This window comes from Verrucosispora sp. TAA-831 (assembly GCF_050780145.1).
Lineage (GTDB): Bacteria > Actinomycetota > Actinomycetes > Mycobacteriales > Micromonosporaceae > Micromonospora.
On sequence record NZ_CP192240.1, the window covers coordinates 398,599 to 412,110 of the forward strand.

A 13,512-nucleotide genomic window follows, 5' to 3' on the forward strand; every position below is an offset into this window, starting at 1 on the left:
GCCTAGGCCACCGAATGTGTCACCGTCCCGCGGTAGCTGCCCTGCACCGTGCCGGGCGGGATGTTCACCACCAGGGTGGGATTCCAGGTGGCGAAGTTGTTGCCGGTGCCGCCGGTTTTGGTGAACGCGGCACGCGGCACGTTGATGATCTGCGCGGCGCCCGCGTTCGGCTGGCCGGGCGTGAAGGTGCCGCTGCCGGCCGTGGCAGTGGCCGGGCCCGACCAGTAGCTGACGTTGATGTTCGGGATCGTCTCGCCGGAGCTGCCGCCGCCGGTGGTGAAGTCGGTCGAGATGACGGAGGCGGTCCAGTTCGGGGTGAGCGAGCCGCGCTGGTCGAGCACCGTGACCGGACCGAGCAGGCCGGAGACCGAGCTGCCCTCGACACCGTGGCCGATGTTCGCCGTCGCGGGGACGGTGATCGACAGGCCGCCGGCGGCGTCGACGGTCAGCGTGACGATGGTGTCCTCCGCGAGGGCGGGGGCGGCGAACGCGGTGGACGCGGCCACACCCGCCAGGGCGGCGGCGAGGAATCTCTTTCGCATCAAGGCTCCTTCGGTACTGCGGTGACTGGTGGAGGCGGCATGTGAAGGCTATGAGGCGAATGATCCCGTAAAGCGCAGGTTGAGGAGTCAGAACCCTAATGGGTTATAAGTCCGGTTAGCGGGCGGAGTTTGTCCGCTCCGGGCGCGGGAACGTGGAGCGGTACCGACAGTCAGGAGCAGGGCATGAGTCAACCGGTGCGCGGCGAGCCCGTCGGCGAACTGGAACTCGTCCACACCTTCACCGGGCCGATGCCGACCGGGGTGAGCGTCTCGCACACCGGTCGGATCTTCGTGAACTTCCCTCGCTGGGGCGACGAGGTCCCGGCCACCGTGGTCGAGTTGCGCGACGGTGCCGAGGTGCCGTACCCGGACCCGGAGTGGAACCAGCCGGGTGCCGACGACGACGCGGGGGCGTTCGTCTCGGTGCAGAGCATCGTGGTCGATCCGGCCGACCGGCTCTGGGTGCTCGACACCGGCAGCCCGATGTTCCAGCCCACCCGGCCCGGCGGCCCCAAACTCGTCCGCGTCGACCTGGCCACCGACACGGTCGCCCAGGTGATCACGTTTCCGCCGGACGTGGCACTGCCCACCACCTACCTCAACGACGTACGGTTCGACCTGCGGCGCGGGGCCGCCGGGATCGCGTACGTCACCGACTCGGCGGTGACCGGGGCGAACGGGATCATCGTGGTGGACCTCGACACCGGGGCCTCGTGGCGGCGGCTGCACGAGCACCCGTCCACCAAGCCGGAGCCGCTGTCCCGCTTCCGGCCGGTGGTGGAGGGGCGGCCGTTCCTGGAGCGGCCGGCGGACGGGCCGCCGAAGCCGGTCACCGTCGGCTCGGACGGCATCGCCATCTCCGCCGACGGGACCCGGCTCCACTACTGCGCCCTCGCCTCACGCCAGTGGTACAGCGTGGCCACCGACGCGCTGGTGGACGTCTCCCTCGGTGAGGACGAGGTGGCCGCCACGGTGCGGCACGAGGGCGACAAGGGCACCGGGTCGGACGGCCTGGAGAGCGACGACGCCGGCCGGCTCTACCTGACCTCGTACGAGCACAACGCGGTGCTGCGCCGTCGGACCGACGGCGACTACGAGACGGTGGTGCACGATCCGCGCCTGCTCTGGCCCGACACCCTGTCGGTGGCCGTGGACGGCTACCTCTACGTGACCGCCAACCAACTCCACCGGCAGGCCACCTACCAGCGCGGCGAGGACCTGCGCCGCAAGCCGTACGCGCTGTTCCGGACCCGGATCGACGCCGGACCGGTGCTGTTGCGCTGAGCCGGACCGAACTACCCGGCGGCGCGGCGACGGCGCAGCAGGAACACCGCCGCACCGACGGCCAGGAGGGCCAGCACCCCGGCGCCGACCAGCAGCCCGACCGGGGCCGAGTCGTCGTCGGTGCCGCTCGCGGCGGGGCTGGCGGAGACGGTCGGTGCGGCCGACGGCGTCGTCTCGGTCGGCTCCGGGCTGGGAGTGGGGCTCGGGTTCGGGGTCGGCTCGGCGGTGGCGGTCGGGTCGGCCACGGTGAACTCGTACGACCCCTGCACCGGGTGCCCGTCGGCGGAGACGATCCGGTACGCCACCGTGTAGACGCCGTTGACCAGCGGCTCGTCGATGGTGACCGTGCCCTTGGTGCCATCCACCTCCGGTTCGCTGGTGGCCACCTTCTTCTTGTCCGCGTCACTGAGCGTGATCGTGGTGTAGTCGGGGTTCAGCCTCTGGAGGAACTGGAGGGTGACCTTGGTCGGCGCCTTGGTGACCTCGGCGTCCTGCGCCGGGGTGGCCTTGGTCAGCACGTTGTGCGCGTACGCGGGTGAGGCGGGCGTGGCCATCAGCGTGGTGGCGGCCAGCAACGAGGCGGCCAGTGCGGCGGTGACCCGGTGGCGCAGGCGGGTGGACATGCGGGTGATTCTCCTCGTCAGTCGAGCAGTTGCCGGCCGATCCAGCCGCCCTCCGGGCACCCGGGCGGGACGGCGAAGACGGCGGAACCGATCGGGGTGACCCACTCGTTGAGCAGGTCCCGTTCGGCGAGCCGCCGCTGGATGGGCAGGAACTGGCGGTCGATGTCGGCCTGGTAGGAGGCGAAGATCAGTCCGCTGTCGGCGGTGCCGTCGGCGGCCGGTGTTCCATCGTAGTTGTAGGGGCGGCGGAGGATCCGGAACCGGTCGTCGGTGACGTGGGCCCGGGTGACGTGCGAGAAGTCCGGCATCACCGTCAGCCCGTCCGGGCCGAGGGCGGCGAAGTCCGGCTCGTCGTGCTCGTCCGCCCCGGTCAGCGGGGCGCCGTCGCCCAGTCGCCGGCCGACGGCCAGTTCCCGGTCGTTTCGCCCGAGCAGGTCCCAGGTCTCCAGGTCCATGCGGATCCGCCGCACCACCAGGGTGCTGCCGTGCCGCAGCCAGTCCGGGCCGTCCGGCACCCAGACCGCAGTCTCCACCGGGGCGCCCGGCTTCGGGTTGGCGGTGCCGTCGAGCTGGCCGAACAGGTTGCGTTGGGTCCGGCCCGGCTCGGCACCGGCGGCCCGTCGGAAGCCCTGCTGGACCCACCGGACGGTGGCGAACGGGCGGCTGTCCTTGACCAGCACCCGCTGCGCGTGCGCGACCGTGATCGGGTCGTCGGCGCACACCTGGATCAGCAGGTCCCCGCCGGACCAGCGGGGTTGCAGCCGGTCGACCCGGAACGCGGGCAGGTCGGCCACCGAGGACGGGCGGCGGTCGTCGAGACCGGCGGCGGTGAACAGACCCGGGCCGAAGCCGAAGGTGACGGTGAGCCGGGCGGGCAGCAGGCCCAGTTCCGGCTCGGTGTCGGCCAACGCCGGTCGCCCCTGGGTGAGTCGGGCGGCGTCGTCGGAGAGCAGCCGCAGCATCCGGCCGAGGGCGGCCCGGTCGGTGCCGGGGCGCAGGGTGAAGGCGACGAACGCCGCGTGCGCCTGGGGCTCGGTGGTGATCCCGGACTGGTGTACGCCGTGGAAGGGCTCGACCGCCGCGCCGACGGTGACCGCCACCGGCTCGGGGCGTACCGGTGCCGGGTCGTCCCGGCCGGCGGCGACCGCGGCGGCACCGGCCAGCGTGCCCCCGGCGGCCAGCGCGCCACCGGTGAGCAGGCCGCGCCGGCTCACCGGCCGACGGGTCGGGGTCACGACGCCGGGCTGGGGGAGGTGTGCGGCATCGGCTCGCCGTGGCCCGGGGCGTAGCTCTCCTGTGCGCCGGTGAACGGCTTGGCCACGGCGGTGAACGTCTGGGTCCGGCCGTCGGCGAAGGTGAGCGTGATCGCCAACTCGTCACCGGCCTTGACCGGTGCGGTCAGGTTCATCAGCATCAGGTGGTCGCCGCCGGGCTCCAGCTTGTGCTCGCCACCGGCCCTGATCACCACACCGCCGGTCTTGGCCTGCATGACCATCGTGCCGTCCCGCATGGCCATCTCGTGCACCTCCATCGGGGAGACCTCGGTGCTGGCGCCGGTCAGCGTGACGTCGGTGGTGCCGTCGTTGACCAACGTGGCGAACGCGGCGGTCATGCCGTCGTCGGCGGCCTTCACCCACGGGTCGCGTACGCCCAGCACCCGGGCGGCCTCGCTCGACGCGGTGGCGGCCGGGGTGGCCGACGGGCCGGGAGCGGCGGTCGACGTCCCGTCGGACGAGCCGCAGCCCGCGACGGCGGCGGCCAGGACGACGCCGGTGAGCAGGAGTGCCGGGCGGACGAGCCGGCGGGAGGCGGTGCTGGGCATGGGCTTCCCCTCGATGAGTGATCTCGTGAGCTTGGTCGGCTCCGACGCGTCGGAAGTTCCGGCCCGCGAGGTAACCCGGATCACCGTCGCCCCACAGGACCGGCAGGTTCGGCGAAGAACGGGCGACAGTCATCGTGGATGCGGCCATGTCTCGGTCTTCCAGGCCGCATCTGCGGCCGTTACGATCCGTCCGTGACGATGTTCCGGATGGGTGAGGCGGCCGAGTTGCTCGGGGTCAGCGTCGACACCATGCGTCGCTGGGTGGATGCCGGTCGGCTCACCGCCGACCGTGACGAGCACGGCCACCGGGTGATCGACGGGGTCGAGTTGGCCGCGTTCGTCCGCGCCCAGGCCGCCGATCCCGGTGGGCGGGCCGACGAGTCCTCGGCACGCAACCGGCTGCGCGGCATCGTCACCGCCGTGGTCAAGGACGCGGTGATGGCCCAGGTCGACATCCAGGCCGGTCCGTTCCGGCTGGTCTCGTTGATGAGCCGGGAAGCCGTCGACCACCTCGGCCTTGAGGTCGGGTCGGTGGCGGAAGCAGTGATCAAGTCGACCACCGTCGTGGTGGAGAAACCCGCCGTGCCGGCCGGCAGCAGAGGAAGGGCCCACTCGTGAAGGCAGTACGTCTCCTGGCCGCGGTCGCCGCACTCGCATTGCTCGGCGGATGTGCCGAGGACGCCGCCGACCCGCCGACCGGCGGGAACGGGATCGGCGGTGAACTGACCGTCTTCGCCGCCGCCTCGCTGACCGAGTCGTTCAGCCGCATCGGCAAGGACTTCGAGGCGGCCCACCCGGGCGTGCGGGTCACGATCAGCTTCGCCGGCAGCTCCGCGCTGGCCACCCAGATCAACCAGGGCGCACCCGCCGACGTGTTCGCCTCCGCCGCTCCCGCCCCGATGGCCACCGTCACCGAGGCGGGCAACGGCGACGGTGAGCCCGTCACCTTCGTGCGCAACCAGCTCGTCATCGCCGTACCCCAGGGCAACCCCGACCGGGTGACCGGGCTGAGTGATCTGACCCGGCCCGGCGCGAAGGTGGCGCTCTGCGCCGAGCAGGTGCCGTGCGGGGCGGCGGCGCGGACGGCGCTGGACGCGGCCGGGGTGGCGCTCACCCCGGTCACTCTGGAGCAGGACGTGAAGGCCGCGCTGTCCAAGGTGCGCCTGGGTGAGGTGGACGCCGCGCTGGTGTACCGGACCGACGCGCGGGCCGCCGACGCGGACGTCGACGGCGTCGAGTTCCCCGAGTCGGCCGGGGCGATCAACGACTACCCGATCCTGGTGCTCAAGGACGCCCGCAACGCGACGACCGCGCGGGCCTTCGTGGAGTACGTGCGCTCCGACACCGGGCAGGCCGTGCTCACCGAGGCCGGATTCCAGGCGCCGTAGCCGGTGATCCGCGTCCCCACCCGTACCCGGCGCACCGGGCGGGTCCCGATCGCCCTGCTGGTGCCCGCGACGCTCGGCCTGGTCTTCCTGGTGCTGCCGCTGGCCGGGCTGCTGGTCCGAACGCCGTGGAGCACGCTGCCGCAGCGACTCACCGAACCGGGCGTGCTGACCGCGTTGCGGCTGTCGGTGCAGACCGCCTCGCTGGCCACCCTGCTCTGCCTGGTCCTCGGCATCCCGTTGGCCTGGCTGCTGGCCCGGGTGTCGTTCCCCGGCCGCCGGGTGGTGCGTGCCCTGATCACCGTGCCGCTGGTGCTGCCGCCGGTGGTCGGCGGCGTGGCGCTGCTCCTGGTCTTCGGGCGGCGGGGGCTGGTCGGGTCCTGGCTGGACAGTACGTTCGGCATCACGCTGCCGTTCACCACCACGGCGGTGGTGCTCGCCGAGGCGTTCGTCGCGATGCCCTTCCTGATCATCGCGGTGGAGGGGGCGCTGCGTGGCGCGGACACCCGGTACGAGGAGGCAGCCGCCACGCTCGGTGCCGGTCGGTGGACCACCTTCACCCACGTCACGCTGCCGCTCGTGGCGCCCGGCATCGCGGCCGGGGCGGTGCTCTGCTGGGCCCGTGCGCTCGGCGAGTTCGGCGCCACCATCACCTTCGCCGGCAACTATCCCGGCCGGACACAGACCATGCCGCTGGCCGTCTATCTCGCGCTGGAGACCGACCTGGAGGCCGCGATCGTGCTGAGCCTCATCCTGTTGACCGTCTCCGTGGTGATCCTCGCCTGCCTTCGTGATCGGTGGATCACCTCGTCATGACCGTCCCGCCACCGACCGCCGGGTCGCCGCTGCTCGACGCCCGTCTGGGCGTGACGCGGGGTGAGTTCCGGCTGGACCTGCCGCTGACCATCGGGCCCGGCGAGGTGGTCGCACTGCTCGGGCCCAACGGGGCCGGCAAGACCACCGCCCTGCGTACGCTCGCGGGGCTGCTCCCGCTCTCGACCGGGCACCTCACCCTGGACGACCGTGTCCTCGACCACCCGCAGCGGCGGATCTGGACCCCGCCCGAGCGGCGGTCCGTCGGTGTGGTCTTCCAGGACTACCTGCTCTTTCCGCACCTCACCGCGTTGGACAACGTCGCGTTCGGCCCGCGCCGGCAGGGCCTGAACCGCCGGCAGGCCCGAGGCCGGGCCGCCGACTGGTTGGCGCGGATGGGACTGGGCGCACACGCCGGACACAAGCCCCGACAACTCTCCGGCGGGCAGGCCCAACGGGTCGCCCTCGCCCGCGCGTTGGCCGTCGAACCGGCGTTGCTGCTGCTCGACGAGCCGTTGGCCGCGCTCGACGCGGGGACCCGGCTCGACACCCGGGCCCAGTTGCAGCGGCATCTCGCCGCGCACACCGGTGCCACCCTGTTGGTGACGCACGACCCGCTCGACGCCCTGGTGCTCGCCGACCGGCTGGTCATCGTCGAACACGGCGCGGTCGTCCAGGAGGGCAGCGCCGCCACCATCACCGCCCAGCCCCGCACCGACTACGTGGCCCGCCTGGTCGGCCTCAACCTGTACCGGGGGTGGGCCGACGGGCATCACGTCCGGCTCGCCGACGGGTTCCGGCTGACCGCCGGGGATCCGCAGCACGGCGACGTGTTCGTGGCGTTCCCGCCGTCGGCGGTGGCGCTGCACCCCCGACAGCCCGACGGCAGTCCACGCAACACCTGGCCGGCCACCATCACCGGGGTCCAGCGGCACGGCGACAACCTGCGCATCCAGCTCAGCGGCCCGATCGAGGTCGCCGCCGACGTCACGCCGGCCGCTGCCGCGCAGCTCGCGCTCACCCCTGGCCAACCGGTCTGGGCCGCGGTCAAGGCCGCCGAGACCCGCGCCTACCCCGCCGCGCCGGTCTGATCCTGCGGCCGGAGCCGCGCACCCGTCTGGTCCTGCGGCCGGAGCCGGACCCGGCGCAGCAGTTGGGCGTTGAGCGCGACCACGATGGTGGAGGCGGACATCAGCACCGCCGCGACCGCCGGGCTCAGCGCCACTCCGGCCCAGGCCAGCACTCCGGCGGCGAGCGGCAGCGCGACCACGTTGTAGCCGGCGGCCCAGACCAGGTTCTGGACCATCTTCCGGTACGCGGCGCGGGACAGCCGGATCACCCCGGTCACGCCGCGCGGGTCGGAGGAGGCGAGCACCACCCCGGCGGACTCGATCGCCACGTCGGTACCCGCGCCGATCGCGATGCCCACGGTCGCGCGGGCCAGCGCCGGGGCGTCGTTCACCCCGTCACCGACCATCGCCACCCGCAGTCCGCGTCGGTGCAGGTCCGCCACCGCGTCGTCCTTGTCCGCCGGGAGCACCTCGGCGAAGACCTCGTCCTCACCGGGGCGGAACCCGAGGTCGGCGGCGACCGCCTCGGCCACCGGACGGGCGTCACCCGTGATCATCACGATCTTCCGGATGCCCTGGGCGCGCAGGTCGGCGACCGCCTGCCGGGCCTCCGGGCGCACCTCGTCCTCCAGGGCCAGCGCGCCCAGCACCGTCGCCCCACCGTCGTCCGACATCCGCAGCAGGTGCAGCACCGCCGCGCCCCGCGCGGACCAGTCCCGCTGCCGTCGGGCGAGGTCGTCGGGCACGGTGACGCCGAACTCCCGCAGCAGCGCCGGTCCGCCGACCGCGTAGGTCACGCCGTCGACCTCGGCGCGGACGCCCCGACCGGTCAGCGGCCGGAATCCGGTCGCCGTCCGCCGGTCCGCCTGCCGGTCGGCGGCGGCCACGATGGCTCGGGCCAGGGGATGCTCGCTGTCCGCCTCCACCGCCGCCGCGATGGCGAGTACGTCCCGTTCACCGTCGCCGGTCCCGTCCGACCGGCCGCCATCCGCCGCGCGGTACCCGCTCGTGGCAGCGACGTCGCTGACCACGTGTTCGCCCCGGGTCAACGTGCCGGTCTTGTCGAACAACACGGTGTCCACTGTGCGCATCCGTTCCAGCGCCAACCGGTCCTTGACCAGGATGCCGCCCTTCGCGGCGACCGCCGTGGAGAGGGCGATCACCAGCGGGATGGCCAGGCCGAGCGCGTGCGGGCAGGCGATGACCAGCACCGTCACCGTACGGACGACCGCCTCGTCGAGGTTGCCGAGGAGCGTCCACACCAGCAGGGTGACCAGGGCCGTGGCGGTGGCGACGTAGAACAACCAGGCGGCGAACCGGTCGGCCAGCACCTGCGCCCGTCCGCTGGACTGCTGTGCCTGCGCCACCAGCCGTTGGATGCCGGCCAGCGCGGTGTCGTCGCCGACCGCGTCGACCCGTACCCGTAGTGCCGCGTCGGTGGCGACCGTGCCGGCCACCACCCGGTCGCCGGGCGAGCGGGACACCGGCCGCGACTCCCCGGTGATCATCGACTCGTCCAGTTCGGCAGTGCCGTCGACGATCTGCCCGTCCGCCGGCACCCGGCCGCCCGGCCGGACCAGGACCAGGTCGCCGACGCGCAGGTCGGCCACGGTGACCGCCTGCGGTCGGCCGTCCGGGTCGAGGCGTTCCGCGTCGTCGGGCAGCAACGCGGCCAACGCCGAGAGGGCGCCCCGGGCCTGGCCGATGGCCTTCATCTCCTGCCAGTGCCCGAGCAGCATGATGGTGACCAGGGCGGCCAGTTCCCACCAGAAGTCCAGGTCGAACGCGCCGAACGCGGTGGCCAGCGACGCCACGTACGCGACCGTGATCGCCGTGGCGATCAGCAGCATCATCCCGGGGGCGCGGTCGCGGACCTCGCGTACCGCGCCCTGGAGGAAGGGCCAGCCGCCGTAGCCGAAGACCACCGTGCCGAGGACCGGCCCCACCAGGTCGACGCCGGAGAGGTCCAGCCGGTAGCCGAACCAGTCCATCACCATGTGGCTGGTGAGCACGACGGGCACGGTCAGCGCCAGGCTCAGCCAGAACTTGCGGCGGAAGACCTCCGGGTCGTGCCCGGCGTGCTTGTCGTGGTGATGGCCGGCGGGAGACATCCTCAGTGGGAGGCGTCGGGGTGTCCGGGCATGCTGGAGCCGCCGCCACTGCTGCCCGAGGAGCCGCCGGTCATCCCCGACCCGTCGTCCTCGGTCACCAGGTCCGGCCGTACGTCGGTGTCGTCCGGCGCGGGCACGTCGGTGTCCGCCTCGACCTGGACGAGCGGAACCTGACCGGCCTCGTCCTCGGCGTGGTCCGGATCGACCGGCTGCTCGCCGTCCCGCGCTCTGAAGCTCACGGTCGCCTCCTGCCCTGTTTGAACCGCCACGCCGCTTTCCGGGTGGCGAGGCCGTCAGCCCTGCCGGGCCTTCTGGCGCGGGTCCTTCTTGTTGACCACGAAGACCTTGCCCCGACGGCGGACCACGATCGAGTTCATCTTCCGCGTCAACGCCCGCAACGAACTCCTGACCTTCATCGCGCCTCCCGTTGCCGGTCGGTGTCCGCACGCCGTGTCGCGTGCCGTACGACTCGTCTACCCGTACCGGCGCATGCCACACGCGGCACGTGAGCCCGGCGGGCGCGACCCCCATCGGTACGGCCGGACTCCGGTGGACGGCGCGACGGCGGCGCGGGCCGCGCGATCCTCGCCCACGGTGACCGGTTCACAGGCCCTCCTTGCCGGTGGCCCAGTACGGCTTGGTGACGATGGCCTTCCGTGGGAGTACCCGGTGCTGGTGGAGGTGCCGGCGCTGTCGTTGCAGGGATTGGGCATGTCCGAGCAGCAGGGCGCCGTCGATGCCGTCGAGGGCGCCGGTGTCGGTCATGCTCTCCAGCCAGCGCTGGAGTGCGTCACCCGGCAGTGGGGTGGCGGCGACGAAGTGGTGTCGTGGCCAGCGCTGGGCGAGTGCCGCGACGGCGGCCGGCGGGACCTCGACGGCCACGAGGTGAGCGGTGTCGCGGGTGTGGGCGTCGATCGTGCCGAGGGCGGAGCTGTCGCCGAGGTGGAGCCGTCGGGTCCCGGCCAGCCGCAAGGGCATGTGCCGACCCGCCAGGATCGTGGTCTCGGCTCCGGCGCGCAGTTGTCTCGCCCAGGTCGTGCCCGGTCCGGTGGCGCGGGTGGCGATGAGCAGACCGATGCGGTCGGCATGATCCGGGTCGACGGTGCGGATGTTGTACCGGCGGCTGCGGGTGGGGGTGACGCGGAACTGGAGTTCCTGGGTGGGGTGCCAACCACCGGATGGTGGGTCGGCACGCAGGCGTACGTCGAGGAAGCCGGGGAAGGGCTCGGTGACGGCCTCGACGTGTCCGGTACGCCCGAGTAGAGCTTCGGCGATGGTTCCCAGCACCGCTGGTGCTTTGGGCACGGGTCTCTCCTGAACCTCTCGGTGGAGTGGCGTCGTCGTGCCGGCGCCACAACTAAACTAAACGGTTCAGTCTGGCCTGGCAAGACTGAACGGTATAGTTCAGCGCGCGGGACGGACGGGGCACGACGATCACGAGGAGCGCGGTCAGTGGGTGCAGGCCAGGCGGCGAAGCCGGTGCGGGAGAGGTCGGCGGCGAAGCGGAAGGCGGTCCTCGCGGCGGCGCGTGAGCTGTTCGTCCGGCAGGGCGTCGACCGGGTGAGCATGGACGCCGTCGCCGCCGAGGCGAAGGTCTCCAAGGCCACCGTCTACGACTACTTCGGCGACAAGCGGCGGCTGTTCCTCGCCATCCTCACGGACGCCTCCGAATCGCTGCTGGCCTCCGCGCGGCGCGCCTTCGACGAGCACCTCTCGGCCGAGGTGCCGATCACCACGGTCGCCCACCTCGAACAGGCCATGACCGCACTACTCGTCGACTTCGGCACGACGATGGTCGGCTCCGCCGACTACGCCGCGGCGTTCGCGCTCGCCGCCCAGGAACGCCTACGTACCCCCAGCACCGGCGACGACGTGTCCACCGACGGCGCCGAGGAGTTGATGGCCGAGTACGTCGCCGGCTTCGCCGAGGCCGGCCTGCTGGAGACCGACGATCCGCGCCTGGCCACCGAGCACCTCTTCGCCCTGACCGTCCTGCTGGCCTACAACCAGCAGCCCGACCCGACCGGCGTCGATCCCGACCGGGTCAGGAAGACCATGATCGACGGCGTGCGCGTCTTCATCCGCGCCTACGGTGCGCGTTGATCGTCGCCGAGCCGTCGCGCCCGACTCAGGCGGCGCGGCGCTCGCCGACCGGTCGGCGGCGCAGCGCGGGCTCCGTCAGGGCCGGCGGCAGGTATGCCTGATCGAGCCGGGTGACGTCGGTGCCGGGCGGGACGATCTCGTCGATCCGGTCGAGGACGTCGTCGGAGAGCGCGACGTCGAGGCCGTCGAGCAGGCCGTCGAGCTGGTCCAGGGTGCGGGCACCCAGCAGCGCGCTGGTCACGCCCGGGTGTGCGATGGCGAAGGCCATGGCGAGATGGGTCAGCGGCAGACCGGCCTCCTCGGCGAGCGGGGCGAGCCGCTCGACGACGTCGATCCGGCGCTCGTCGGTGAGGTGGCGGAAGATGTGGGCCCGTCGCAGGTCGTTCTGCCGGCCCTTGCGGACCCGGCCGGTGAGCATCCCCTGACCGAGCGGGCCCCAGACCAGCGTGCCCATCCCGTAGCGCTGCGCCGTCGGCAGCACCTCGTTCTCGATGCCGCGGTTGAGGATCGAGTAGGGCGCCTGTTCGGCGCGGAAACGTGCCAGCCCGCGTCGTTCGGCGACCGACTGCGCCTCGACGATGTCGCCGGCCGGGGTGTTGGACGACCCGATCGCCCGTACCTTCCCGGTGCGGATCAGGTCGGTGAGTGCGGAGAGCGTCTCCTCGATGTCGGTGTCCGGGTCCAGCCGGTGCACCTGGTACAGGTCGATGTGGTCGGTGCGCAGGCGGCGCAGGGAGTCCTCGACCGCAGTGGTGATCCAGCGTCGGGAGGTGCCCTGCTGGTTGGGGTCGGTGCCGGTCGGGCGGCTGAACTTGGTGGCCAGGACGACGGTGTCCCGCCGACCCACGAGTGCCCGGCCGACGACCTCCTCCGAGTCGCCGTACGCGTCGGAGGTGTCGACGAGGTTGATGCCGACGTCGAGCGCCTTGTGGATCACCCGGACCGAGTCCTGCGGGTCGGGGTTGCCCACCTGCGTGGCGAACATCAGCGCGCCGAGCGCGTACGGGCTGACCTTGATGCCGGTCCGGCCCAGAGGGCGGTACTGCATGATCGTCTCCTCGGGGTATCGTCAGGTTAAGCGGAATGGCTTTCCGGAACTATACGGAACGGCTTTCCGGAACAGCAAGGGGGTTGACGTGTCGGAGACCGGTCCACCGGCGGTCGGGCGGGTGCCGCGCCGGAAGCGCACCGATGCGCAGCGCAACGTCGACTCGCTGCTCGACGCGGCGAAGACGGTCTTCGGCACCTCGGGTGTGGACGCGCCCGCCAAACAGATCACCGACCTGGCCGGTGTCGGGGTCGGCACGCTCTACCGGCACTTTCCCCAGCGCTCAGACCTGATCAAGGCGGTGATCGAGCGAGAGATCGACGCCTGCGCCGAGGCGGCTCCGGTGCTGGCCGCCGCGCACGAGCCGATGGCCGCACTCGCCGGGTGGCTCGACCGGTTCGCCGCACTCGTCGCGACCAAACGGGGCTTCGCCGTGGCCCTGCACTCCGGCAATCCCGCGTACGACGGCCTCTCCGGCTACCTGATGGAGAAGCTGGGGCCGCCCCTCGGAGCCCTGCTCGACAGCGCGACGGCGGCCGGCGAGATCCGAGCCGAGATCAGCCCACAGGATCTGCTCTACGCGGTCGCGAAGCTGTGCGCGCCCATGCCGGACGAGGAGCCCGACTACGCGCGCCGCATGGTCGCGCTCCTGGTCAACGGAGTACGGTCCGGCGACGTCCCGCGCTGACCGGCACGGGAACGGGCGCACGT

The 13,512-nt window shown here is 72.4% G+C and carries 16 protein-coding genes; 7 read left to right on the forward strand and 9 right to left on the reverse strand.

Annotated features, from left to right (window positions below; translation table 11 throughout):
• Nucleotides 1–2: 2 nt before the first annotated feature.
• Nucleotides 3–542 (reverse strand): hypothetical protein, encoded by a 540-nt coding sequence (locus ACQVFL_RS01850; protein ID WP_396692222.1) that lies wholly within the window; start codon nt 540–542, stop codon nt 3–5.
• 183 nt (nt 543–725) lie between these two features.
• Here ACQVFL_RS01850 and ACQVFL_RS01855 point away from each other — a divergent pair, with 183 nt between their 5' ends.
• On the forward strand, nt 726–1,826 hold the full coding sequence (locus tag ACQVFL_RS01855; RefSeq protein ID WP_431728442.1) for an L-dopachrome tautomerase-related protein: 1,101 nt from the start codon (nt 726–728) through the stop codon (nt 1,824–1,826).
• Nucleotides 1,827–1,837: 11 nt separating this feature from the next.
• Here the strand turns inward: ACQVFL_RS01855 and ACQVFL_RS01860 are convergent, their stop codons facing one another.
• Genes ACQVFL_RS01860 through ACQVFL_RS01870 form a run of 3 tightly spaced genes read right to left on the reverse strand, consistent with a single transcriptional unit; the run spans nt 1,838 to nt 4,271 of the window.
• A complete protein-coding gene (locus tag ACQVFL_RS01860) occupies nt 1,838–2,449 on the reverse strand; it encodes a copper resistance CopC family protein (RefSeq protein WP_431728443.1) in 612 nt (203 codons plus the stop codon).
• 17 nt (nt 2,450–2,466) lie between these two features.
• The gene (locus ACQVFL_RS01865; RefSeq protein WP_431728444.1) at nt 2,467–3,684 is read right to left on the reverse strand and encodes a Dyp-type peroxidase; all 1,218 of its coding nucleotides are present in this window, start codon (nt 3,682–3,684) and stop codon (nt 2,467–2,469) included.
• Nucleotides 3,681–4,271 carry a copper chaperone PCu(A)C gene (locus ACQVFL_RS01870; protein WP_431728445.1) on the reverse strand — a complete coding sequence of 197 codons (591 nt, stop codon included), beginning with the start codon at nt 4,269–4,271 and terminating at the stop codon, nt 3,681–3,683. The genes ACQVFL_RS01865 and ACQVFL_RS01870 overlap by 4 nt, the downstream gene beginning before the upstream one ends.
• 192 nt (nt 4,272–4,463) lie before the next feature.
• On the opposite strand from ACQVFL_RS01870, the gene ACQVFL_RS01875 reads away from it, so the two are divergent.
• From ACQVFL_RS01875 to ACQVFL_RS01890, 4 genes are read left to right on the forward strand one after another with little or no spacing between them, the layout of a single operon-like run.
• Nucleotides 4,464–4,889 carry a molybdopterin-binding protein gene (locus tag ACQVFL_RS01875; RefSeq protein WP_396692227.1) on the forward strand — a complete coding sequence of 142 codons (426 nt, stop codon included), beginning with the start codon at nt 4,464–4,466 and terminating at the stop codon, nt 4,887–4,889.
• On the forward strand, nt 4,886–5,659 hold the full coding sequence (gene modA / locus ACQVFL_RS01880) for a molybdate ABC transporter substrate-binding protein (protein ID WP_396692228.1): 774 nt from the start codon (nt 4,886–4,888) through the stop codon (nt 5,657–5,659). The genes ACQVFL_RS01875 and modA overlap by 4 nt, the downstream gene beginning before the upstream one ends.
• A gap of 3 nt (nt 5,660–5,662) precedes the next feature.
• Nucleotides 5,663–6,472, forward strand: coding sequence for an ABC transporter permease (locus tag ACQVFL_RS01885; protein WP_396692229.1), 810 nt, complete (start codon nt 5,663–5,665; stop codon nt 6,470–6,472).
• Nucleotides 6,469–7,560, forward strand: coding sequence for an ABC transporter ATP-binding protein (locus tag ACQVFL_RS01890; protein WP_396692230.1), 1,092 nt, complete (start codon nt 6,469–6,471; stop codon nt 7,558–7,560). Before ACQVFL_RS01885 ends, ACQVFL_RS01890 begins: the two co-directional genes overlap by 4 nt.
• Here ACQVFL_RS01890 and ACQVFL_RS01895 read toward each other — a convergent pair.
• The 4 genes from ACQVFL_RS01895 to ACQVFL_RS01910 all read right to left on the reverse strand — a co-directional run bounded on the left by ACQVFL_RS01895 (nt 7,539) and on the right by ACQVFL_RS01910 (nt 10,955).
• Entirely contained in the window at nt 7,539–9,650 is a 2,112-nt protein-coding gene (locus tag ACQVFL_RS01895; RefSeq protein WP_431728446.1) for a heavy metal translocating P-type ATPase, read from the reverse strand. The two genes, ACQVFL_RS01890 and ACQVFL_RS01895, sit on opposite strands and share 22 nt — an antisense overlap.
• 2 nt (nt 9,651–9,652) lie before the next feature.
• Entirely contained in the window at nt 9,653–9,889 is a 237-nt protein-coding gene (locus ACQVFL_RS01900) for a preprotein translocase YidC (RefSeq protein WP_396692232.1), read from the reverse strand.
• Nucleotides 9,890–9,943: 54 nt separating this feature from the next.
• Entirely contained in the window at nt 9,944–10,066 is a 123-nt protein-coding gene (locus ACQVFL_RS01905; protein WP_396692233.1) for a 50S ribosomal protein L36, read from the reverse strand.
• Between the two features lie 187 nt (nt 10,067–10,253).
• A complete protein-coding gene (locus tag ACQVFL_RS01910; RefSeq protein WP_396692234.1) occupies nt 10,254–10,955 on the reverse strand; it encodes a hypothetical protein in 702 nt (233 codons plus the stop codon).
• Between the two features lie 147 nt (nt 10,956–11,102).
• Between ACQVFL_RS01910 and ACQVFL_RS01915 the strand changes: the two genes are divergently transcribed.
• Nucleotides 11,103–11,753, forward strand: a complete 651-nt coding sequence (locus tag ACQVFL_RS01915; protein WP_396692235.1) for a TetR/AcrR family transcriptional regulator — start codon at nt 11,103–11,105, stop codon at nt 11,751–11,753.
• Between the two features lie 25 nt (nt 11,754–11,778).
• Here ACQVFL_RS01915 and ACQVFL_RS01920 read toward each other — a convergent pair whose 3' ends face one another.
• Nucleotides 11,779–12,801, reverse strand: coding sequence for an aldo/keto reductase (locus ACQVFL_RS01920; RefSeq protein WP_396692236.1), 1,023 nt, complete (start codon nt 12,799–12,801; stop codon nt 11,779–11,781).
• 88 nt (nt 12,802–12,889) lie between these two features.
• On the opposite strand from ACQVFL_RS01920, the gene ACQVFL_RS01925 reads away from it, so the two are divergent.
• Nucleotides 12,890–13,489, forward strand: coding sequence for a TetR/AcrR family transcriptional regulator (locus ACQVFL_RS01925; protein WP_396692237.1), 600 nt, complete (start codon nt 12,890–12,892; stop codon nt 13,487–13,489).
• Nucleotides 13,490–13,512: the final 23 nt, after the last annotated feature.